Source organism: Shewanella sp. SR44-3 (assembly GCF_014163735.1).
Classification (GTDB): domain Bacteria; phylum Pseudomonadota; class Gammaproteobacteria; order Enterobacterales; family Shewanellaceae; genus Shewanella.
The window spans coordinates 64,915-87,463 of sequence record NZ_JACJDV010000013.1 but is presented as its reverse complement, the minus strand read 5'-3'; the positions used below and the strand labels follow the sequence as shown (position 1 = coordinate 87,463).

At 45.9% G+C, this 22,549-nt stretch carries 19 protein-coding genes; 9 read left to right on the top strand and 10 right to left on the bottom strand.

Features of this window, described 5'->3' with window-relative positions; translation table 11 throughout:
* Positions 1–58 precede the first annotated feature (58 nt).
* Positions 59–583, bottom strand: a complete 525-nt coding sequence (locus H5073_RS09260) for a DUF3087 domain-containing protein (protein ID WP_182679143.1) — start codon at positions 581–583, stop codon at positions 59–61.
* Between the two features lie 199 nt (positions 584–782).
* Between H5073_RS09260 and rihA the strand changes: the two genes are divergently transcribed.
* From rihA to azu, 3 genes are all read left to right on the top strand, one after another.
* Positions 783–1,718: a pyrimidine-specific ribonucleoside hydrolase RihA gene (gene rihA / locus H5073_RS09255; protein ID WP_182679141.1), complete on the top strand. Its 936-nt coding sequence runs from the start codon at positions 783–785 to the stop codon at positions 1,716–1,718.
* Positions 1,719–1,733: 15 nt separating this feature from the next.
* A complete protein-coding gene (gene rbsK / locus H5073_RS09250) occupies positions 1,734–2,645 on the top strand; it encodes a ribokinase (protein ID WP_182679139.1) in 912 nt (303 codons plus the stop codon).
* Between the two features lie 197 nt (positions 2,646–2,842).
* Positions 2,843–3,316 carry an azurin gene (azu, locus tag H5073_RS09245; RefSeq protein ID WP_182679137.1) on the top strand — a complete coding sequence of 158 codons (474 nt, stop codon included), beginning with the start codon at positions 2,843–2,845 and terminating at the stop codon, positions 3,314–3,316.
* 141 nt (positions 3,317–3,457) lie between these two features.
* On the opposite strand, the gene H5073_RS09240 is transcribed toward azu, so the two are convergent.
* From H5073_RS09240 to H5073_RS09215, 6 genes are all read right to left on the bottom strand, one after another.
* Entirely contained in the window at positions 3,458–5,173 is a 1,716-nt protein-coding gene (locus H5073_RS09240) for a hypothetical protein (RefSeq protein WP_182679135.1), read from the bottom strand.
* Positions 5,174–5,366: 193 nt separating this feature from the next.
* Positions 5,367–5,750: an MAPEG family protein gene (locus tag H5073_RS09235; protein WP_182679133.1), complete on the bottom strand. Its 384-nt coding sequence runs from the start codon at positions 5,748–5,750 to the stop codon at positions 5,367–5,369.
* A 109-nt stretch (positions 5,751–5,859) separates the two neighbouring features.
* Positions 5,860–6,261 (bottom strand): VOC family protein, encoded by a 402-nt coding sequence (locus H5073_RS09230; protein ID WP_182679155.1) that lies wholly within the window; start codon positions 6,259–6,261, stop codon positions 5,860–5,862.
* Between the two features lie 656 nt (positions 6,262–6,917).
* Complete coding sequence (locus H5073_RS09225; protein WP_182679131.1) at positions 6,918–7,697, bottom strand: phosphoadenylyl-sulfate reductase; 780 nt, start codon at positions 7,695–7,697, stop codon at positions 6,918–6,920.
* On the bottom strand, positions 7,690–9,378 hold the full coding sequence (gene cysI, locus H5073_RS09220; protein ID WP_182679129.1) for an assimilatory sulfite reductase (NADPH) hemoprotein subunit: 1,689 nt from the start codon (positions 9,376–9,378) through the stop codon (positions 7,690–7,692). The genes H5073_RS09225 and cysI overlap by 8 nt, the downstream gene beginning before the upstream one ends.
* A gap of 104 nt (positions 9,379–9,482) precedes the next feature.
* Positions 9,483–11,282, bottom strand: coding sequence for an assimilatory sulfite reductase (NADPH) flavoprotein subunit (locus H5073_RS09215; RefSeq protein WP_182679127.1), 1,800 nt, complete (start codon positions 11,280–11,282; stop codon positions 9,483–9,485).
* 359 nt (positions 11,283–11,641) lie between these two features.
* On the opposite strand from H5073_RS09215, the gene H5073_RS09210 reads away from it, so the two are divergent.
* The 5 genes from H5073_RS09210 (at position 11,642) to H5073_RS09190 (ending at position 17,600) form a co-directional block, all read left to right on the top strand.
* Positions 11,642–13,204 (top strand): Re/Si-specific NAD(P)(+) transhydrogenase subunit alpha, encoded by a 1,563-nt coding sequence (locus tag H5073_RS09210; RefSeq protein WP_182679125.1) that lies wholly within the window; start codon positions 11,642–11,644, stop codon positions 13,202–13,204.
* An 11-nt stretch (positions 13,205–13,215) separates the two neighbouring features.
* Complete coding sequence (pntB, locus tag H5073_RS09205) at positions 13,216–14,700, top strand: Re/Si-specific NAD(P)(+) transhydrogenase subunit beta (RefSeq protein WP_182679123.1); 1,485 nt, start codon at positions 13,216–13,218, stop codon at positions 14,698–14,700.
* A gap of 574 nt (positions 14,701–15,274) precedes the next feature.
* Positions 15,275–16,552 carry a hypothetical protein gene (locus H5073_RS09200; RefSeq protein WP_182679121.1) on the top strand — a complete coding sequence of 426 codons (1,278 nt, stop codon included), beginning with the start codon at positions 15,275–15,277 and terminating at the stop codon, positions 16,550–16,552.
* A gap of 55 nt (positions 16,553–16,607) precedes the next feature.
* Positions 16,608–16,760 carry a hypothetical protein gene (locus H5073_RS09195; protein ID WP_182679119.1) on the top strand — a complete coding sequence of 51 codons (153 nt, stop codon included), beginning with the start codon at positions 16,608–16,610 and terminating at the stop codon, positions 16,758–16,760.
* A gap of 138 nt (positions 16,761–16,898) precedes the next feature.
* Complete coding sequence (locus H5073_RS09190; RefSeq protein WP_182679117.1) at positions 16,899–17,600, top strand: hypothetical protein; 702 nt, start codon at positions 16,899–16,901, stop codon at positions 17,598–17,600.
* Between the two features lie 6 nt (positions 17,601–17,606).
* Here the strand turns inward: H5073_RS09190 and H5073_RS09185 are convergent, their stop codons facing one another.
* A complete protein-coding gene (locus tag H5073_RS09185; RefSeq protein ID WP_182679115.1) occupies positions 17,607–18,908 on the bottom strand; it encodes an anaerobic C4-dicarboxylate transporter in 1,302 nt (433 codons plus the stop codon).
* 168 nt (positions 18,909–19,076) lie between these two features.
* Entirely contained in the window at positions 19,077–20,519 is a 1,443-nt protein-coding gene (aspA, locus tag H5073_RS09180; RefSeq protein ID WP_182679113.1) for an aspartate ammonia-lyase, read from the bottom strand.
* A 266-nt stretch (positions 20,520–20,785) separates the two neighbouring features.
* On the opposite strand from aspA, the gene ansB reads away from it, so the two are divergent.
* Entirely contained in the window at positions 20,786–21,844 is a 1,059-nt protein-coding gene (ansB, locus tag H5073_RS09175; RefSeq protein ID WP_182679111.1) for an L-asparaginase 2, read from the top strand.
* A 222-nt stretch (positions 21,845–22,066) separates the two neighbouring features.
* On the opposite strand, the gene H5073_RS09170 is transcribed toward ansB, so the two are convergent.
* Positions 22,067–22,279 carry a cold-shock protein gene (locus tag H5073_RS09170; protein ID WP_011495379.1) on the bottom strand — a complete coding sequence of 71 codons (213 nt, stop codon included), beginning with the start codon at positions 22,277–22,279 and terminating at the stop codon, positions 22,067–22,069.
* Positions 22,280–22,549: the final 270 nt, after the last annotated feature.

The following is a 22,549-nucleotide window of genomic DNA, read 5'->3' as shown; positions in this document are numbered from 1 at the left end:
TAACTAATAACTAATAACTAATAACTAATAACTAATAACAGTCCAGCACTTATCAGGCTTAAAATGCCTTGAGGAGTTCGCGGTCTAGGCTTTGAGCGTCGCAGATTAAGCCTAAACTCTGCATTTTTTCAGTTAATTGCTGAATATCAGCGTCTAACTTTGGCAAGGTTAAGATGTTGTCATCAAGCAAATATACTTGCTTTAAGCTGTGATAATAAAAGTTTAAAATCTGCAAGGCGTTAACATCATCTTGCTTTGCTGCGGCTTTGATTTTTATAAGCTTGCGATAAATCTGATTATGTAACTGCTTTAAGCACCACACATAATAGGCTTCGGTCAAAAACTCATGATGTTTGAAATAATTCATCAACAAGGCGCTGCTAATCACTCCCGCTATAACCCCAAGTAAATTCCACTGAAAATTACCGGTGGACTCAGCCCCAGCAAGGGCTGATTGACCGAAAAAGTGGATCAGTATTGCCCCGTAAAACAAAGAAGAAAAACTTAAAACTGCCACTATGGCCATCATGATAAGGTTGCTGCGTTTGCGATAACGGGTTTTATCTATCTGCTGTAAATTCATAATAAGGTGATATACATAAGCCAAAAATCTGTGACTGCATTTTATGATGTTTACCTTAGCAGCACTAGTCTTAACGTCATTTCTATAACCTCCCGTGAATTGGCTCCCATGAAAGATATAAATAGATGACAAGATAAATCAACGTGTTACTCTGCATTTATATGGATTATTTCGACCTATTGAATTACGGAGTATGCCGATGAGCCGCCCTATTATACTTGATTGCGATCCTGGCCATGATGATGCCATTTCACTTATTCTCGCCCTCAGCACTGAAGCGCTCACGCCTTTGGCTGTGACCACTAGTGCTGGTAACCAAACCCCAGATAAGACGCTATACAATGCGCTGCGCATTTTAACCTTGTTACAGCGAAGCGACATCCCGGTTGCTGGTGGTGCGCTTAAGCCGCTGGCCCGCGAGCTTATCATTGCCGACAATGTCCACGGTGAAACAGGCCTTGATGGCCCAATATTGCCTGAGCCTAATTTTTTACCGCTATCCATGACCGCGGTTGAGTTAATGGCGGAGAAACTGCGTCAAAGCCCAGTTCCTGTGACCTTGGTGCCCTCAGGGCCTCTGACCAACATTGCGCTTTTATTGGCTGCTCACCCTGAGCTTCACCCTAAAATTGAGCGCATAGTGCTAATGGGCGGCGCCGCTGGCGTGGGCAATTGGACGCCGGCCGCTGAATTTAACATTTTTGTTGATCCCGAAGCTGCCGACATAGTGTTTAAGTCTGGCCTGCCCATTACTCTTTGTGGCCTAGATGTAACGCACAAGGCGCAAATCATGGCTGAGGACATTGAGCGCATTCGCGATATAGGCAATCCGATTGCTCAGTGCGTCGCCGAGTTATTGGACTTCTTCCTTATTTACCATAAAGATCCAAAATGGGGCTTTACTGGCGCGCCGCTACATGACCCCTGCACTATCGCTTGGCTGCTCAGGCCTGAGCTGTTCACCAGCCAAGACTGCTGGGTCGGCATTGAAACTAAGGGCGAATACACCCAAGGGATGACGGTCATCGACAAATATCAGTTCACCGGTAAGCCTGCCAATGCCACAGTGTTGTTTGATATCGACAGGCAAGGTTTTGTGGACTTTATTGTCGAACGCTTGCAAGCCTATAACTAACCAACGGGAGAACGTATGAGCCGACTTCTTATTTTAGGCAGTGCCAATGTGGATCATGTGATGAGTTTTGAATACTTGCCCACCATAGGCCAAACATTAATGAGTCAAGATTACCGCATAGAGCAAGGCGGAAAAGGTGCCAATCAAGCGGTGGCTGTCGCTAGGCTGTGCTCCCCCAGCACTCGGGTGGATTTCATTTGCCATTTAGGCAATGACGTTATGGCCCATGATATGTGCCATAACTGGAAACTCGATGGTATTCAAACAGATGGAGTGAGTAAAATCCAAGGTCAAAGCACCGGCAGTGCATTGATTTTTATTGGAAAAAATGGCGAAAACTCCATAGGTGTTGCCCCTGGGGCGAACGATAACCTCACTGTTACGGCTCTGTTGGAGCATCAAGATCTGATTAATCGTGCCGATTGGCTATTAACTCAATTGGAAAGCCCAACACCAACGGTTATCGAAGCGCTGAAGCTGGTAAAACAGCGTGGAGGCAGCACCATATTAAACCCAGCGCCAGCTAAAAGCATTGGCACCGAAATTTACAAATGGGTTGATATTATTACTCCCAATGAAACCGAAGCCGAAGCCATTACCGGTATTGCCGTGGATGATGAAGACAGCGCCGCTTTTGCCGCGCAAATGATCCACAGTCATGGCCCAGGGATTGTGATTATTACCTTAGGCGCCCGCGGCGCCTATGTCAGTAGCCCTGAATTCAGTGGTTTGATCCCTGCGCCAAGGGTAATGGCGGTCGATACTGTGGCAGCAGGAGACACCTTCAACGGCGCATTATTAGTGGGTTTAAGTAATCAGCTGACATTAGTTGATGCGGTCACCTTTGCTAACAAAGCAGCGGCAATCACAGTGACTCGCCAAGGAGCGCAGCGAAGCATTCCTTATCGGGACGACTTAATCTGTTAATCTTGCTTACTGGTTTTAGTGGGCGAGGCTGTATTTCGCCCACTAAAACTGGCTACAAATTCCGCATTGTGCTCAAATAATCAGCGGATGAATAATAATTAATTGTAAATGGGGCCACACTTTCATCTAGGATGGTTTATCATCTACCATTGATATACCCCATCCCAGTCAATTGTTTTATCAGAGGATAAATTCAGATGAAAATTAACACATCAGCAAGTGCTCGCCTATTACAAGTTATCACCTTAGCCGGTGCTGCTTTCTTCGCAACTTCTGCAAGCGCTAATGAGTGTGAGCTTAAAGTCGGTGCTAACGATGCTATGCAGTTCGACACTAAAGAAATGAGCGTGCCTGCAAGCTGTAAAGAAGTCACAGTAACTTTGACTCACACAGGTGCATTACCAAAAGCGGCCATGGGCCACAACTGGGTACTAACTAAAGCCGCTGACATGGCAGGTGTTGCTACTGACGGTATGCCAGCTGGCGCTGACAATGCATTCTTAAAAGCCGGTGACACTCGCGTTATCGCTCATACAGCTCTAGTTGGCGGCGGCGAAACTGTTAGCGTTAAATTCAGCACTGCTGGTTTAACTGCAACTGACAGCTACAACTTCTTCTGTTCATTCCCAGGCCACTGGGCAATCATGCAGGGTACCTTCAGCATCAAGTAATGCTTTGGGTTTAGCGCCGCGCGTTAAGTTAACCATGACTCGCTAGCGATAGACGGTTAACAAGCGGACACAAAAAAGCGGATCATCTGATCCGCTTTTTTATTACGCTTAATTGCTAATAATTAGCTTATAACTATTCACTTATAGCGCTTTAGTTTCCATTGCTGAACGCAGCACTATGCCTTTATCTGTAATATCTAGGCCCATTTGCACCTTCATATTGTAATCTTTAAGCATCTCAAGCTCTTCAGGCATTTCTTCACCGCTTTGCTCAATCGCTGTTACTAAGGGTGACAACAACTTGCCATAATCGGCACCAAGAGTGAATAAACCGTTATTGCTCAGTGCTTGTTGGCCCAGTGTATTGGCAAGTTGCTCACCTTTACCCGTATACAAAAGTAAGTGCTGACCCTTGATTGCCAAAGATGCGTTAAGCTTTACTTGAGGTGGTAGCATCAATAGCTCGGTTACATCAACCGCTTCACCGCCATCCACCAATTCCATACTCGCTAATTGAGGCACAAAACCTTTAGCCATATCAACTAATACTGAAGGCTTTTCAGCACTAAGACTTAACAAAGCATCCAGACCTGAAATGCTTGGCTCACCAGACTCGGTACTGAGTAAGTAATCGCTCACTGTAAAGCTAACGCCTTTAACGCCCTGTACCATGCCAGTCATCATGCCTAGCATACTTGGGTTTTGCTCGCTGATTTCCGCTTGCATTTGTGCCAGTGGCGCGCACTGGTATTCAGGTGTTTGCAAGTCTTGCCACACTTTAGACAGGCTAGATGCGAGGTTATCAACATCCAATCCCAACGCTAAGGAAAACACCTTATCATCAAGTTCATTGCTAAAGCTTGGAACAAAACCACGCAATTGCTGCAATGCCGCGAGTATCACTTGATTGCGAGACTCAACGACCACAGACATATCCATGGCGCTGCGCTCACGGCTTATATCAAGGCTGTTGTAACCGACCACAGTCTTAGGCCAGTTATTAACAATGCTGAGCAATTCAGCTTGGCAATTAGCGGTTTTAAGTTCATCGAAAGGATCTTCGCCTATGATAGCGGCAAGGCTAGTTAGTTGCTTAGCCAGCATATTGGCATCACTTGAGGTGATGGCTTTGACCAGCTCAACGTGATTGATAAAGCCCAGACCATCAGAGGTAAAGCCGTGTTCATGGATCATGTCTTCAATCATGGTCGTTTCAGAGATAGGCTTATCAACAGCCTTTAAGCCTAGGGCCATTTCCAGCAGCTCACTGTCGTTCACGCTGCTATTGATGGTAATAGTCACCCAAGCATCGCGCTCTGCAATGATAAGCTCAAGTTGCTCTTCGTCATCGACGTCAGTCAGTACGTAGGCTCGGTAATCCGCACCTGCGACAGTGTTTAACTTATGCTTAAGGCCACTTTCTTGCTCTAAAGCATCAAAATAAGCCCAAAATGCCGCTGAATTTTGAATATCAAATTTAAAGACAGGCAAAGCACCTAAGGTATAAAAATAACTTTTTAGGGTATCGCCCAAACCTAGATCGGCAAGTAAACGTTCAGGATCTTGCGCTCGTTCTACATAAGCCTTAAAAAAACTTAAGAAAAATCGCTCTTGAGGAGAAGAGTCAGCAAAGGCTAACTCAAGCTCTTCCAATGGTCCATATTGCTGAGTGCTGGCGGCTGAATACAAATAATCTTTAATAGGAAACGGGCTGAATTGAGCAGAAAAAGCCAGTGTGTCCGCAGGGATATATGCCAGTATGGGATCGCTTGCCATCTCAGGACTATTTTCAGCAGCAAGCCAATAACCACCAGCACCCACAGCCACGACAAGCGCAGCGGTTGCAAATTTATTCATCAAAACAACTCCATTTAAATACTTAAAATAAAATGCTGCACATCCAAGGCAGCATAAAAAACACTCGCGAGCATCTGCTAACGAGTGGAATAATCTAACATTAAAGCAATGCTTTGGCACGGTTCTATGGCCAATAAAAACCAAGATTTACTTACGCGATTTGTCATTACAGCTCGGTCCTCAAAGCTCGGCATTACAGTGCTTGGGCAAAAATACCTAAGGAAGCGCCGATAGCAATAAACCAAGCAGTAGAACGCAAGCTTGAATAATTGAGCAGGTAAAGTAAATGGTAGGCTAATCGCGCAGCGACATGCACTATCGCTAGCGTTATCGCCACATCATTCACCTTATCGGCGGCTATAACGGTAACGACTGCAATGCCAAATACCAATAATGATTCAAAGGCATTTTGATGGGCCGCCAAAGCACGGGCACCATAACCCGTCAACTTAGCTTGCTGCGCCCTAGGATGACGGTTGTCATAACCATCGAGTTTGGCCATGGCCGCAGCCACTGGCGCTTTGGCTAAATAAGGTAATAAAATGGCGAGCAACAAACAAGTGAGCAAGGTTGTCATAGATGTTCCAGTTTATTCTAAACATTAATTTTTATATGAGTATCCTGCCGCTCAGCAGTTACTTAGTCAATGCCAGAAGATCAAAAGCAGCACTTCTGAAACATATTCTTTATACTGGTACTCGCCATGGTGGATTAAGGCGATTCTCCCCCGCCCAATAAAGCTTTATCTTATTGCCGGAAGGGTCGATTAACAACGCTTCACGCCAAAGGTAGCTTTGATCTTTAGGCAGCTGTTCAAATACCACCCCTTTCAACTCTAACTCCTCAACCCAAACATCTAACGCTTGATGTTCAAAATAAAGGGTTATTGCTTCAGGATCCGCTTTTCGCTGTGCTGCACTTGATGTCAGCGAAAATGAAAAACTGCTGCCGAGGTTGCCCGCTTCATTTTTACAGGCAAAACGCACATAGTGCGGGGTATCGACGATCAATACCGCACCCAAGGTGAGATAAAATGCCTTAGCTTTAGCCATATCGTTAACCGGTAGTGTCAGTTGGTTTAAGTTCATCATGATCCCTCGAGGTTAATACCAATCGTATTAATAGAAAAACTGTCAACCTGAGGATAATGCTCAACCTAAGTTGAGGTGCAAGTAAAAACAATGTTGTGAGCATGAGTTAAGTCGATGAAGGACAATAGATTGCAGAGCCAAAATGAAATGAATAGCTGGGGACGAAATCTTGATGAGCTTTCCTGCCCAGCCGGCCACTGTTGGGCCGACTGGGAAGAAAATATGATGTCACTTACGCTAGCAAGGTCAATCATACCGACTCTAGGAGCCTATTGTTCTGGCGTTCTTGGAGGAACAAAATGGCTAAGGACTTTATACGTCTTAAACAGGTCGATTTCATCGTGCTGTCTGGCATAAAATCCAGCGGATATTCCCAAATAAGTAGGCCAAAACCATCCACGGGAACTGCTAACGTTAGTTGAAATTAAGCCACTCTGCTCAAAATTTTTTTTATTTCATCAGCTAAAAGGCTAATTTAGAACAAGCCAAAAACCAATCTAAAGACCAATCATAAAAAAACTAATAATTTGATTTAAAAATTAAATACTTTATTGCCATCTTGTTATCAAGAGAGTGAAAATCAGAGCCGATGCAACAAAAAATCAACCGAAAGCACTACACTGCTCAGGGTTGATTTTCATTGCCTGGTTGCACTAGATTTCGTAATGCAAACCACACTCACGCTTTAGGCCGTTAAAGCGCGTCTCTTCCTCACTCATGCCAAGCGCTAAGGGCTTAGTGGAGTGAGTATCGCCCACAGAAACATAACCAAGATCCCACAAGGGATGATAAGGCAGACCGTGCAAGGTTAAATACTCGTGCACATCCTTATTGCTCCACTCGATAATTGGCAATAGCTTAAAGCGAGTGCCATGAATGGCTAAAATAGGCAGCGCTTCACGGCTGCTGGCTTGGATGCGGCGAAGACCAGCAAACCAAGTACCAATGTTAAGCTCCCCTAGCGCCCGCTGCATGGGCTCAACCTTGTTCATACGGTTATATTGTTCAAGCCCTTCAATACCCTGCTCCCAGAGCTTGCCAAAACGGGCTTCTTGCCAAGCGCTGGTTTGCCCAGCTTGATACACCTTAAGGTTTAAATTAAGTCGCTCGGTGAGTTCATCAATAAAGCGATAGGTCTCAGGGAACAAGTAGCCAGTGTCGGTCAAAATAACTGGGATATCAGCTTGCACTTGAGTCACAAGATGCAGCATCACCGCCGCCTGTATGCCAAAGCTTGATGACAAGCCATGCTCGCCCGGCAAATAGGCAAGGCCCCAAGCCACGCGCTCCTGGGCGCTTAGGCCTGATAAAAAGCCATTGATGCGCTCCAGCTCACAGGCTTGTTCATCTTTTGGCGCTTGCAATAATTGCCTTAGCGCCTCTGGACTGATAACCGCATTATTGCTGCTGTTTGGTAAGCCGTCTTTATCCATGAAAATCCTTAGCGGCATCAATCACCGCTTTCACCACGCCAATGCGCACCGTGAAGTTACCAAAGGTTTCGCCAGCATCACGCTCGGCTGCGTAGCGGCCAAACAGGGTATCCAATTCCGCTAAAATTTCGGCTTCTTGGATGTTTTCTCTGTGCATTTTATTCAGACGCGTGCCTTCAAAGCTTGCACCTAGGTATAAATTGTAACGCCCAGGCGCCTTACCCACTAGGCCGATTTCGGCGGCAAAAGGACGGGCACAGCCATTCGGGCAACCTGTCATACGCACCACGATTGATTGCTCGCTAATGCCATGTTTGGCTTGCAGTGCATCAATATGGTCAATAAATTCAGGGAAGTAACGCTCAGCTTCTGCCATCGCCAATGGGCAGGTTGGCAGGGCTACACAGGCGATTGAGTGCCCGCGAGTGCCAGTTAATACTTGACCCATTAGACCATGCTTGCGAGCTAGCCCTTCAATCTCAGCTTTATCTTCAGCCGCAACGCCTGCGATGATCATATTCTGGTTTGAGGTCATGCGGAAATCGCCTTTGTGGATCTTAGCGATTTCACGCAGACCCGTTTGCAGCGTCTGACCTGGCAGATCTTTAATGCGGCCACTTTCGATAAACAAGGTTAAGTGCCACTTGTTGTCTATGCCTTCAACCCAGCCGTAACGATCGCCGCGATCGCCAATGACTACGTCGCGTTTAGGGGCAAACTTAACCCCAGCACGGTTTTCAACTTCGGCTTTAAAGGCATCAAAACCGTGATCAACAATAGTGTATTTAAGCCTCGCGCGTTTGCGCACTACGCGATTACCCCAATCACGCTGCACTGTCATCACAGCTTCGGCAAATTTGATCACATCTTCCGTTTTGATAAAACCAAAATCATCGGCCAAACGTGGGAAAGTTTCCACTTCGCCATGGGTTGAGCCCATGCCGCCACCTGCCACTAAGTTAAAGCCGACCAGCTCGCCTGCTTCAGCGATAGCGATAAAGCCGAGATCGTTGGTGTATACATCGACATCGTTATCCGGCGGCACTGATACGGCCATCTTAAATTTACGCGGTAAATAAGTGTTGCCGTAAACTGGCTCCACGGTTTCACCCACCAACTTTTCTTCATCTAACCAGATCTCGGCGTAGGCGCGAGTGTGGGGCAATAAATGATCGGACAATTCCTTTGCCACAGCATAAGCCTGAGCATGCAGCTTAGACTCAACTGGGTTTGGATTACACATCACATTACGGTTCACGTCACCACAGGCGGCGATTGAATCTAGCGCGGCCTTGTCTAAGCCCTGAATAAGGGTCTTTAGATTACGCTTAGGAATGCCGTGATACTGGAACGTCTGGCGGGTGGTTAAACGTATGCTGTTTGAGGTAGTCAGGGTCGATGAGATTTTATCCACATCTAGCCACTGGGCTGGGGTACAAATACCACCAGGCACGCGAGCGCGCAGCATAAAGCTATGCAGAGGCTCAAGTTTTTGCTCTTTACGCTCGTTGCGCAAATCGCGATCGTCCTGCTGATAAAAACCGTGGAATTTGATCAACTGCTGATCGCCATCGCTAAAAGAACCCGTCACTTGGGTGTCTAGGCCTTCTTGGATAGTGCCGCGCAGGTAATCACTGTCGGTTTTTAAATATTCGTTTATTGCTAACTTTTGCTCACTCATGGCAATGCCTCTTATCAATTCTGTTATGCGTCTTGGCTCATTATTTGGCTTTATTGCTGTTGCTTAGCTGCGATACCGCGCGCTTCATTCAACAGCTATCGCGATTAATAGACGTCTTTTTGGTAGCGTTTCTGGCTGCGAAGCTCATCAAGGTAAGCTGCTGCGTCATCCGCGCTTAGGCCACCAAATTCCATTGCCACTTCAATTAATGCTTGATGCACGTCTTTAGCCATGCGCTCGGCATCACCACATAGGTACAAATGGGCGCCATCTTGTAGCCACTGCCATACATCACGGCCCTGCTCTTTAATGCGGTGCTGCACATAGACTTTATGGGCTTGATCCCGTGAGAAGGCTACATCGAGGCGTGTTAACTCGCCATTTTTAAGCAACTGCTGCCACTCAGTTTGGTACAAGAAATCTTGCTCAAAGTGCGGATTGCCGAAGAATAACCAGCTGTTGCCGCTAACCCCCTCCACAGCGCGTTGCTGCATAAAGGCGCGAAACGGCGCAACGCCAGTACCAGGTCCCACCATGATAACTGGGGTGTCTGGGTTTTCTGGTAAGCGAAAATGCTTGTTCGGCTCCACATACACCTTAACGCTTTGACCTTCCTGCGCTGAAGCTAAGAAGTGCGAGGCGCCGCCAAAACGGGCCTGACCTTGACGCTCATCTTCAACCAGCGCCACAGTTAAATGCACCTCAGCTTCCACTTCAGCTTGGCTTGAAGCGATAGAGTATAGCCGCGGAGTTAATGGCCGCAGTAACGCAACAAACTGGGCTGCGTCGACCTTGGCAGGATAAGCCGTGACTAAATCAATCACTTGATGAGCTAAGATAAATTGGCGCAGGGCAGCTTTATCATCCTGCAAATTAAGTAACTTGGCATTGACGCTAAGCTCAGCCCAAGCTTTTACGAAGGCAGGGTTCAGTTGAGTCAGCTCTTTATGCTCAATTAAGGCTTGCTTGAGGCTTAAGCTGTTATCGCCAATGATGACTTGCTCATCGGCGCTTAATGCCAATGATGAAATAATTTCATCGACCAAGGTTTCATTGTTAGTAAACCAAATGCCTAAGGCGTCACCCACTTGATAACTTATGCCAGAATCGGCTAAATCGATTTCCACATGGCGCACATCTCTGTCTGAATCGCGGCCAGTTATCTTTTGACTCACTAACACTTCTGCGCTGTAGGGGGCTTGCTTGGTAAAGCCACTCGTCTGGGCGCTATTGATAGATACTACATTGGCGCTGCCCACACTCGTGCTAGCAAGGTGTGGCTTAATGGCGGTTATCACTTGCGCTTGCCATGCCTCTGCCGCACTGTCGTAATCAACATCACATTCAACCATAGGCAACAATGACTTAGCACCAAGTGCGCTTAAACGAGCATCAAAGTCTTTACCGGTTTGGCAGAAAAACTCATAGCTTGAGTCGCCCAATGCCAACACGGAATAATGCAGCTTATCGAGCTTAGGCGCACGTTTAGAGCCTAAGAATTTGTGCAGCTCCATGGCATCATCCGGTGCTTCGCCTTCACCATGGGTACTAACCACAAGTAATAATAAGGTTTCTTGCTTTAATTGACGGCTGTTGTAATCACCCATAGAAGTGAGATTAACCCCATAGCCTTGGGCCTGCGCCTTGGTGGCTAAGGCTGTGGCGACGCCGCGACCATTTCCGGTTTGGCTGCCGTAGAGTATGGTTACGGTTTGCTCAGGGGCAGCTTGGGCTAACGCCGCAGCGTCTTGGCCCACGTTGGCCCCTGAATTTGCACTGGCCGCTAGATAACCACTCACCCAAGCAAGTTGTACAGTAGAGAGCTCGGCGGTGAGTTTTTTAAGCTGGTCCACTTGCCCTTGAGACAAAGGTGAAGCCAGTGATGAAAGTTCGTTTAACAACATGAGACGGCCCTATATCAGTGTGATCTTGTTAGCTTATCCCGATAAGCTTTAAGCAAAAAAGAATAAAAGATGATTTTTTATTCCATTTAGGAATATGCAAAGGCTATTTTTTAAGCTACAAAAGAGAAACCAATTTAAACTAGCGTTTAGATTTGTGTTTAAACCAATGAATTTAATCAATGATGAAGCAGACAAATTCATCCATTAATTGATGAAAATTAATAAAGATTGGTAGCTAGTTATCAAAGTTAGTCATGTGTGCTTGTGCCTTATGCCTGTCTTACCACATGCTGATAGCTATTTTGACGTCGCTAAATGTTTTTTAGCGATTTGGCCTTTTAACCATCAGGGATAAAGTCATGCAGATAGGTATACCCAAAGAGAGCCTAAGTGGTGAAACTCGGGTCGCAGCAACGCCTGCGACCATAAAACAGCTCAGCAAACTGGGATTTGACCTAGTCGTGCAGGCAGGTGCTGGACTCTTGTCTAGCTTTGATGATGCCGCCTACCACGATGCAGGCGCGCGAATTGATGAAAGTCACAGCAACAAGGGCAAAGCGAAAGACGGCAACACAGTCTGGCACAGCGAGTTTATTTTTAAGGTTAATGCCCCCAATGAGGATGAAATTAATCTACTGCAAGCCGGCACCACCTTAGTCAGCTTTATCTGGCCAGCGCAGCACCCTGAGTTAGTCGCTAAGCTTGCCGAAAAACAAGTGACTGTGATGGCCATGGACATGGTGCCGCGCATTTCACGGGCGCAATCTTTAGATGCGCTCTCTTCTATGGCCAACATTGGCGGTTATCGCGCCGTGGTTGAAGCCGCCCACGAATTTGGCCGCTTCTTCACCGGACAAATCACCGCCGCAGGCAAGGTGCCACCTGCCAAAGTATTAGTGATAGGCGCAGGTGTCGCAGGCCTTGCCGCCATTGGCGCGGCCGGCTCACTAGGCGCTATCGTGCGCGCCTTTGATACTCGCTTAGAAGTGGCCGAGCAAATTGAGTCCATGGGCGGTGAATTTTTAAAACTTGAATTTGAAAACAGCGAAGGCGGCTCGGCAGACGGTTATGCCAAGGTCATGAGTGATGAATTTATTGCCGCCGAAATGGCGCTATTTGCCGAGCAAGCCAAAGAGGTGGACATCATCATCACCACGGCGCTTATTCCTGGGCGCCCTGCACCAAAACTCATAACCAAGGCCATGGTTGATTCGATGAAAAGTGGCTCAGTGGTGGTGGATTTAGCCGCCGCCACCGGAGGCAACTGTGAGTACACAGTCACAGGCGAGAAAATTATCACTGCAAACGGGGTGAAAATCTTAGGCTATACCGATCTCCCCGGCCGCTTAGCGGCTCAGTCATCCCAGCTCTATGGCACTAACTTAGTCAATTTGATGAAGCTCATGTGCAAAGCCAAAGACGGCGCGGCCTTGCTGGACTTAGAAGATGTGGTGATGCGTAATATGACGGTCACCAATTTGGGTGAAGTCACCTTCCCGCCGCCCGCCATTTCAGTATCAGCGGCGCCGCCAAAGCCGGCTGCCAGTGTTGCAGATAAGCCTAAGCAAGAAGAAGCACCATCAAAACTCAAGTGGGTACTAGCCGCCTTAGGGCTTGCAGGCTTTGCCGCTGTGGCGTCCGTGGCTCCCCCAGAGTTTTTATCCCACTTTACTGTGTTTGTACTCGCCTGCGTGGTGGGTTATTACGTGGTGTGGAACGTGTCCCACTCATTGCACACCCCTTTGATGTCGGTCACCAATGCCATTTCAGGCATTATCGTGGTGGGCGCACTGCTGCAGATAGGCCAAGGCTCCACACTCGTCACTGTACTGGCCTTTATTGCCGTACTTATTGCCAGCATTAACATTTTTGGCGGCTTCACCGTCACTCAGCGCATGCTGAAGATGTTCCGTAAAGATTAAGGGGTCGTATCGTGTCTCAAGGATTAGTTACAGCATCGTACATTATTGCCGCGGTATTTTTTATTTTAAGCCTCGCGGGCTTATCTAAACAAGAAACCGCCAAACAAGGCAATTGGTTTGGCATCATAGGCATGGCTATTGCCCTTGGCGCCACTATTTTAAACCCAAGCACCACAGGGGTGGCTTGGATTATTCTAGCTATGGTCATAGGCGCTGTCATCGGCATTCGCCTAGCCCTAAAAGTTGAAATGACCCAGATGCCAGAGCTGGTGGCCATTTTACACAGCTTCGTCGGCCTCGCTGCCGTGCTGGTGGGCTTTAACAGTTTTATCGACCTTCACCCGCAAGCGGTAAGTGAAATCGTGCTGGTATTAGGGGATGATTTATCTGCAACCTTAGCGAGCGCCAAAGCGGCGTTTATTGAGGTCAGCGCTCAGGACAAAGAGCTGCATTTAGAAGGCGCTATGCTCAACATCCATTTAGTGGAAGTGTTTTTAGGCATCTTCATTGGCGCTGTGACCTTCACCGGCTCCATCGTCGCCTTTGGCAAGCTTAATGGCGCCCTATCCTCTAAAGCGCTAACCTTGCCCCACAGACATAAACTCAACTTACTCGCAGTGCTTACCTCTGCAGGCCTAATGTTGATGTTTGTTCAAGCTGGCGGCGCCTTCCTTCCGCTTATCATAATGACTGTGATAGCACTCGCCTTTGGCTGGCATTTAGTGGCCAGCATAGGCGGCGCTGACATGCCAGTTGTGGTGTCTATGCTTAACTCCTATTCGGGCTGGGCGGCTGCGGCGGCAGGTTTTATGCTATCAAACGACTTGTTGATTGTGGTGGGCGCATTAGTGGGATCATCGGGTGCGATTTTATCTTACATCATGTGTAAGGCAATGAATCGTTCGTTTATCTCCGTTATCGCAGGCGGTTTTGGCAATGACAACGTTGCCAGTACCGCAAGCGATGAAATGGGCGAGTACCGCGAAACTAACGCCGAAGAGGTGGCTGATTTACTCAAAGGCGCAGATTCTGTGGTCATCACCCCAGGCTATGGCATGGCGGTGGCCCAGGCTCAATATCCAGTGGCAGAAATTACCCGCAAGCTTCGCGCCATGGGCATCAAGGTGCGCTTTGGTATTCACCCTGTTGCTGGGCGTCTACCTGGCCACATGAACGTGCTACTTGCTGAAGCCAAAGTGCCTTACGATATCGTGCTGGAGATGGATGAAATCAACGAAGATTTCAGTGACACAGACGTAGTGCTAGTCATCGGCGCCAACGACACAGTCAACCCCGCCGCCATGGAAGACCCAGGAAGCCCGATTGCAGGCATGCCGGTATTGGAAGTTTGGAAAGCCCAAACCGTGATCGGCTTTAAGCGCTCGATGAACACAGGGTATGCCGGTGTGCAAAACCCCCTGTTCTTTAAAGACAACACCCAAATGCTATTTGGCGATGCTAAAGAATCGGTTAACCAAATCTTGGCGCATCTTTAATTTTCAAACAGAGCAGCTCAGAATAGAGCTAACCTGCATAAAGTGACCAAGCCCTGTTAACCCAGGGCTTTTTCCTTGAATAGCCTAAAGCTGGAAAACTCAATACTGAGTTACTGGCTCGATTGGAATACAAGCTGAACCATGGCATTCACTTAACGACACGCCGTGAACTCGTCCCTGAGGGCTCGAACATCCCGTCCATGGGATGGACGGTCGTCTCGCAAATACTCATGGTTAACCCTTTTAGCATCTGAGTGCCAGTTTAGTCATAAGATCTCATTCGATGGCACTATTAAACAAAATATAACTTTTGTCAGTGCCTCCGAAGCCTGCGCAAGAACAATACAATAAATCGACCGACCTATGCGCTCATCAAACGGTTTTGGTGAAGTGATAGTTTTCTAAAAACGACTTAGCCATAAAAATGGGGCGCTATTACTGGACGATTGTCCTACAATGAAACTCATTACATGATATATACGACAATAATTAAACCTATATACAACAGCTAATTAAATTATTTAGTATCCATGAATAATTTATTTTTGACTATTAACAACTAAAGGAAGAAAGTGTGGACGTCATGCAAAACTCTAATAACAGACTAATTGCTTTTTTTACACAAAAAAGAAAATCGTTTATAAAATGGAAGCGCATGCCTATTCACCGCAAATATAGCGCACTGTTGAATCCTTCCAGCCAAGGCTTATTTTGGTTTCTTACTTTTTTCCTAGCCGCATACGCCTCTATTTTCTCAATCGAAATCAAAGACGTAAGTTGGCCTGTATCTTGGGAGTCAGCAAAAATAATGTCTATCAATTGGCATACTGTTGTGTTTCTTACATGCGCGACAATAGCGGCATTTATTGTTTCAATCACAGTGTTAGTTAAGACCAAGCGCGAGGACTTTCTTTTTGCTGTAGTTCAAACAAGTCCACCTGCCGGCTTTTGGAAACGGCATCGAGAAGCGACTCTCAGGGCTAACGAATATGGTTCAAATGCTGAGCTTTGGGTTATCCAGAATGAGCCAGCTAAGTACCAACAAGCAATACGAGTAATTCTTGATGATCTGTTAAATTTAATGATGGAATGGGATGAATCAAATCTTGCGAGAAAAGTAGACTATCGAGCTAACATAATGAAAGTAATTCACTTTTCAGAACAACCTGATTTCAAATTAAACCCTGCGTTGGATGCTGAACTGGTGGAGCGCTTTCTCTACAATCCAGTAACAGAGCATTACTCAGGTGTTATTATGTTAGAAGACAACATCTATTCAACCACTACAAAATCGAAAGAACCTGATTCAGACCCTGATATAAAACCGATCGTATTTCCGTTTACCGATATCAATGCCGAAGGCCCAAACTCGTTTAGGACAAACCTCCGTGGCGCGCCATATGCAGTTGTATCTGGTTCACACTGTTATGTAGAAGATGTAGAAGAGATTATTACGCATTTTATGCGAAACGCTGAGCCCCGTTCAGAACGCATAGTAAGTAACCTTGAACAATACTACTTAAAAAAAGACTATCCTGCGCATAGCATCCTTTCTATTCCCCTCTTTGGGATTAACCTTCAAGGCGAAAAGGTAGTTAGACATGTACTCAATCTCTACCGCAACCAACCAGGAATGTTATACCGTGGAGAGAAAGCCAAAGAATTTTTTTATGTCACGACAGCCCTTACATCTCAGCTCGAATTAATTTTGGCGGCTATCGATGATAAAAATCTGGGCGAATTGACAGATCAAAGCATTGAAGCAATAACAAAAAACGCCCAAGTCCACGATGCAGCTGTCAACCCAAAAACAATACAGCGCAAAGAGGGTATGGGTCATATCAAAAGTTGAGTAAACATCGTATCTTATGTACAATAAATTTACTAAAGACTAAGGAGACGTAACCATGAGTGAAGAACAACGTAGGGCTTTATTGCTACGAGTAGCTCGCAACTGTCGTCGCGGCTTAGTTCAGAATAGCGACAAAAGTCTTGACCGAGGCGTAAGAGAGTCCCGTGAATGGCGAGAGTCTATCGAGCTGAAATCAGCTAGAACATAAAAAAGCACCTTAACGGGTGCTTTTTTATGCCTCGCGAAATTTAAAGCTTACCCATAACAGCCATTCTAAAAAATCTTAGTTACTATAACTTTTGGTGAGCGTTAAAATATGATTTTTTCAGGCAAGCAAGGAGATTTCATGTCCAAGTTAAGCCTATTGTTACTCTGTTCCCTTAGCGCAGTGGTCATTGTTGGCGGTTTCTGCCAGCGCCATGCGTTGGCTTGTGAACTCATTGAATATGCTAAACATGCTGAATATTCAGAAATATCGCCGAATGTGTTCGCAAGTCACGCTTTTAATCGCGATCAGAAAAATACGCTGCTTGCCATGATTGAACTGGGGAAATCCAGAGTTAATCAGACCTTTGGCAATATGATTGCGAACCCTAAAGTGATTATTGCAGCAAATGATATTGAAGCCGCTGAATTTGGCGCTAACGCCTTTGGCAAAGCCTTACTGACGCCCCTGGGGCAATGCATTATTTTGGGTCCCAAAGGGCAAAATATAGATGTGGTTGCTCACGAATATACCCATGCTGAAGTCCATCACAGAGTGGGTTGGTTAAATCACCTGTTAAATGTCCCAATTTGGTTTAACGAAGGCGTCGCGCTGTTAGTTGATTTCAGGGAGCCCTATCTATTAGACAATATCACCTTATCCGCTGAGCAAATCGACGCAGTTAAAAGTGATAAATTCGATTTTTCTATTGCCAGTTATCAAGCTGCCAGAGTGCTAGTGGAGCCGCTCGATAGAGCCACGTTATATGACAATTTAGAAAAATTAACACAAGGGCAAAACATCAACAGCGCCTTTGCATTGCACCTAACCTTAAAAGAGTAAATGCCGCTACAACATCAGGCTACCAAAAAGGAACGCCAATGCCACACTGCTGGCTATCGTTATAACGCCTGGGACTAAGAAGGGGTGATTAAATACCGCTTTACCTATGCGGGTCGAGCCTGTGTCGTCCATTTCTACTGCGGCCAGCAGTGTAGGATAAGTGGGCAGCACAAACAATGCGCTGACGGCGGCAAATGAGGCGACGGCTGTCAAAGGGCTCACCCCAATGGCTAAGGCTGCTGGCATCAACGCCTTAGTGGTCGCGCCTTGTGAATAAAGCAGCATAGAAGAAAAGAACAAAGTGATGGACAGCAGCCAAGGCTGGCTTTGCAATAAGGTGCCGGCAAACGCCTTGATTTCGTCTATATGGTTGGCTATCAAGGTATCCCCTAACCAAGCGACGCCTAACACGCAGATACAGGCCGACATCCCAGATTTAAAAGTGCCAGCATTGGAAATCTCACTGGCATCTAATTGACAAAAAATGGTAATCATTGCGGCCGCGGTGAGCATGATCACCATGATGGCAGAGTCTCGCGGCAAGACGGGATCCACAATGATGCCCACCTTGTCAGAAATCGCGGTGGCGTAAATCATCACTGCGGCAATCGCTAGCAAAAAAATCACCACTGAACGTTTGGCATTTGTTTTGATTTCTATCTCTGTGGCGCCGCGCTTTTTGATAAGCCCTTTGGCTAAGCGGTCTTGATAAACAGGATCTTCAGCCAGCGGTTTGCCCATTAAATTTGCAACCACAGCGCCGATCATACAAGCAATAAAGGTCGACGGAATACAAACGGCTAACAACACTAAATAATCCACACCAAAGGGTTCGAGTATCCCAGAGAAAAACACCACGGCCGCCGAAATGGGCGAGGCGGTAATCGCCACTTGAGAGGCAACAACGGCAATAGACAGTGGCCGAGATGGACGTATACCTTGCTCTTTGGCGACCTCAGCAATAACGGGTAAAGTTGAAAATGCGGTGTGGCCCGTTCCTGCAAATAAGGTCATTAAATAGGTAACCACAGGAGCCAAAAAGGTGATTTGCTTTGGGTGTTTACGCAGCAGTTTTTCGGCAAGTGATACTAGGTAGTCCATCCCCCCTGAGACTTGCATGGCCGCAATGGCGGTGATTACCGACATAATGATCAAGATAACATCGATCGGAATGGTGCCAGGTTTAAGTCCAAATCCTGCGGTCAAGATCAAAACCCCAAGGCCGCCTGCAAAACCTATCCCCATGCTGCCCATTCTTGCGCCTAAATAAATGGCCGCAAGAACAACTGCTATCTCGAATAAAATCATATTACTAACCTATGCCTTTGGTTGTGTTCAGTTGATACCAATCGTATTAATTCTCTGATCATTCAGCGGGAGCATCTCAAGCGTTCCACTTCCTCGTTGCATTAATAACTGCGCCTTGCTGCCAGCGGCTTCACTTCAGCCGCCAGCGGCGCAGCCTAGGTAATAGCGTTAGGATTGCGTCTTGCTAGAGTTTCGCTTGACCTGATACTTAGGGTGCATAAGGTTTTCAACACTGAGAATCTCATCGAGCTCTTCAGCTGTTAAGACCCCTCGTTCTAACGCCACTTCACGTACGCTTTTACCAGTTTGCGCACAAATTTTGCCAATAATGTCACCTTCATGATGGCCTATGAATGGATTAAGGTAAGTCACTATGCCAATGGAGTTTAATACATGATTCATGCAGATTTCAGGGTTAGCCGTAATGCCTTCAACACACTTTTCGCGCAGCGCAACGCAGGCATTACCAAGAAGGCTTAGGGACTCAAACATTGCCTGCCCTATCACGGGTTCCATTACGTTAAGTTGCAACTGGCCAGCCTCGGCGGCCATAGTGATGGCAATATCGTTACCGACTATCTTAAAGGCAACTTGATTAACCACCTCTGGGATCACTGGATTAACCTTGGCTGGCATAATGGAGGAGCCTGCTTGCAGCTGAGGTAAATTTATCTCATTAAACCCTGTACGTGGCCCCGATGACAGCAAGCGTAAATCATTACAAATTTTAGACATTTTTATGGCCATACGCTTAATGGCACTGTGCAACATAACAAAAGCGCCACAATCTGATGTCGCTTCAATCAAATCTTCTGCAGGCACATAATCACGCCCCGTAATGTCGGCCAGATGCTTAATGGCTAGCGCGGAATATCCTGCCGGAGTATTTAGCCCTGTGCCTATGGCTGTTGCCCCTAAATTCACCTCAAGCAATAATTCTTGGCACAATGTAATGGATTTAATTTCCTCTCGCAGTGTTACGGCGAAAGCATGAAACTCTTGGCCCAATGTCATCGGCACCGCATCTTGCAATTGGGTGCGGCCCATTTTTAACATTGTCTTAAACTCATTAGCTTTAGTATCAAAAGCATTAATGAGATCCGTTAATGCCTCTAATAAAATGTCAGCGCTATTGACTAAGGCAATGCGAAATCCTGTTGGATAAGCATCATTGGTAGACTGGCATTTATTAACATGATCATTGGGGTTGATAACATCATAACGGCCTTTCTCTAAGCCCATGAGCTCCAACGCAACGTTAGCCAGTACCTCATTGGTGTTCATGTTCACTGAGGTGCCAGCACCGCCCTGATAAACATCAACGGGAAACTGATCCACAAACTGCCCAGTGGTGAGAATAAGATCGCAGGCCTCAATGATTTTATCGGCAATATCGCTGCTAATAGCGCCCAATTCACTATTGGCCATGGCTGCCGCTTTTTTGGTTATCATCATGCCCCGAACGAGCTCAGGTACATCTGAGATTTTTTGATTGCTGAGCTTAAAGTTTTCCATGGCACGCAGTGTGTGTATGCCGTAATAACACTCATTAGAAACTTCTTTAGTGCCCAATAAATCTTCTTCTATACGTACGCTAATTGTCTTTTTCATTGCAGTCCTATTTCACCTTGTAACCTATTAACTCCCTGTTAATAGTTATATATTGTTATTTTTAAGTGCTTAACACTAAAAAACACGCTATAAACCTTGCCATGCACAACCTCAGGAAGCTTGCCTCCCTATACCAATAATCAATGGTATTCACTATCGTTTTAGAGTTTACCTCTTTAGGGATCCCAGGACTTCGACCTTGATCACTGAACCGATTAAAATAGACGATATGATCCAGTTATTATTTTTAATAAAAGGATGCAATCATGAATTTTTCTATGGGTAAGTTTTTACTATCAGTTGCCTTAGGCTTAATGCTCTCATCGTCAGCTATGGCGCTGCCACAGGTACGCATTATTGCCACTGGCGGCACTATAGCAGGCGTGGGCCAATCTGCTACTGAGTCCACTTATCAGGCTGGTGAGGTTGGGATTAATAGCCTAATTGCCGCCGTACCTCAGATGACAAAACTTGCCGACATTCAAGGTGAGCAACTGGTTAAAATTGGCTCCCAAGACATGAATGATGATGTTTGGTTAGCATTAGCCAAACGGATTAATATTTTGCTGGCCGATAAAAATATCGACGGCATAGTCATTACCCATGGTACGGATACCTTAGAAGAAACCGCCTACTTTTTGAATCTTACTGTTAAAAGCGATAAGCCAGTGGTCTTAGTCGGTGCCATGCGCCCATCTACTGCCATGAGCGCCGATGGTCCGATGAATTTATATAACGCTGTTGCAATTGCTGCCGATCTTAATGCTAAAGGTCGCGGCGTATTAGTGGTGATGAACGATACCGTGCTTAACGCCCGTGATGTCACTAAAACCAATACCACAGGGGTACACACCTTTGCCGCGCCCAATTTAGGGCCACTTGGCGTTATACATAACAGTAAAGTTGAGTACATGGGCCGCACTGAACGTCAGCATACTAATCAAACGCCTTTTGACATCAGCAAGCTCAACAAGCTTCCCCGAGTGGGCATTATTTATAACTATGCCAATGCCAGTGATTTACCCGCTAAATCTATGGTCGAAGCAGGCTTTGATGGCATAGTCAGCGCAGGCGTAGGTAACGGCAACATGTATCACACAGTATTTGATACCTTAGCTAAAGCCAGTAAAGATGGCGTCTTAATCGTGCGTTCAAGCCGGGTACCAACAGGAGCCACCACACTGGATGCTGAGATAGACGATACTAAATATGGCTTTGTTGCGGCGGGCAATCTTAACCCACAAAAAGCCCGTATTCTGTTAATGCTGTCGTTAACTAAAAGCCAAGATCCCAAGCAAATACAGCAGTGGTTTCAGCAGTTTTAATTATATTTCATAAGGTGATGATAAGTAATGAATTTATTTATCATCATTACAGTAACGGCTAAGAAAATATGATTGTGATTAAAGGCACAACAATGAGTGAAGGATATTATTAGTAGAAGGTGTATTAACGAAAGATTTTATTAGGAAGGGCGGAGTACTTTTCGGCAGGCAAAAAAAAACGCAAATGGCATAAACCATTTGCGTCATTCTAACAAAGTTAGATTAGATAGCAGAAACGTTAGCTGCTTGAGGACCTTTTTGACCCTGTTCTACTTCGAAAGAAACTTTTTGACCTTCAGCTAAAGTTTTGAAACCTTCTGAAGTGATTGAACGGAAATGTACGAATACGTCAGCGCCGCCATTGTCTGGAGTGATGAATCCGAAACCTTTGTCTTCGTTAAACCATTTTACTAAACCAGTTGTTTTGTTAGACATGTTATGTCCCCTATATAATTAAAGTTAATAAATCTACCGCGAAAATGCGATGCACTGAAGCTTGAATTATTAATTGTGACGATGAAAGCTAAGGGAAACACAGAAGATAACTAAGTTAACGCAGATTCTGAGGCTTTACTTTTACTTTTGATGTTCATTAATAACTCTGAATGCCAGAGCAAGGCATATACTACAGCGGTTTAAGATTTTGTAAAGCCCTAATTTGTATTATCTATAGTATTTTTCAACTCGGTTAATATTATCCACATT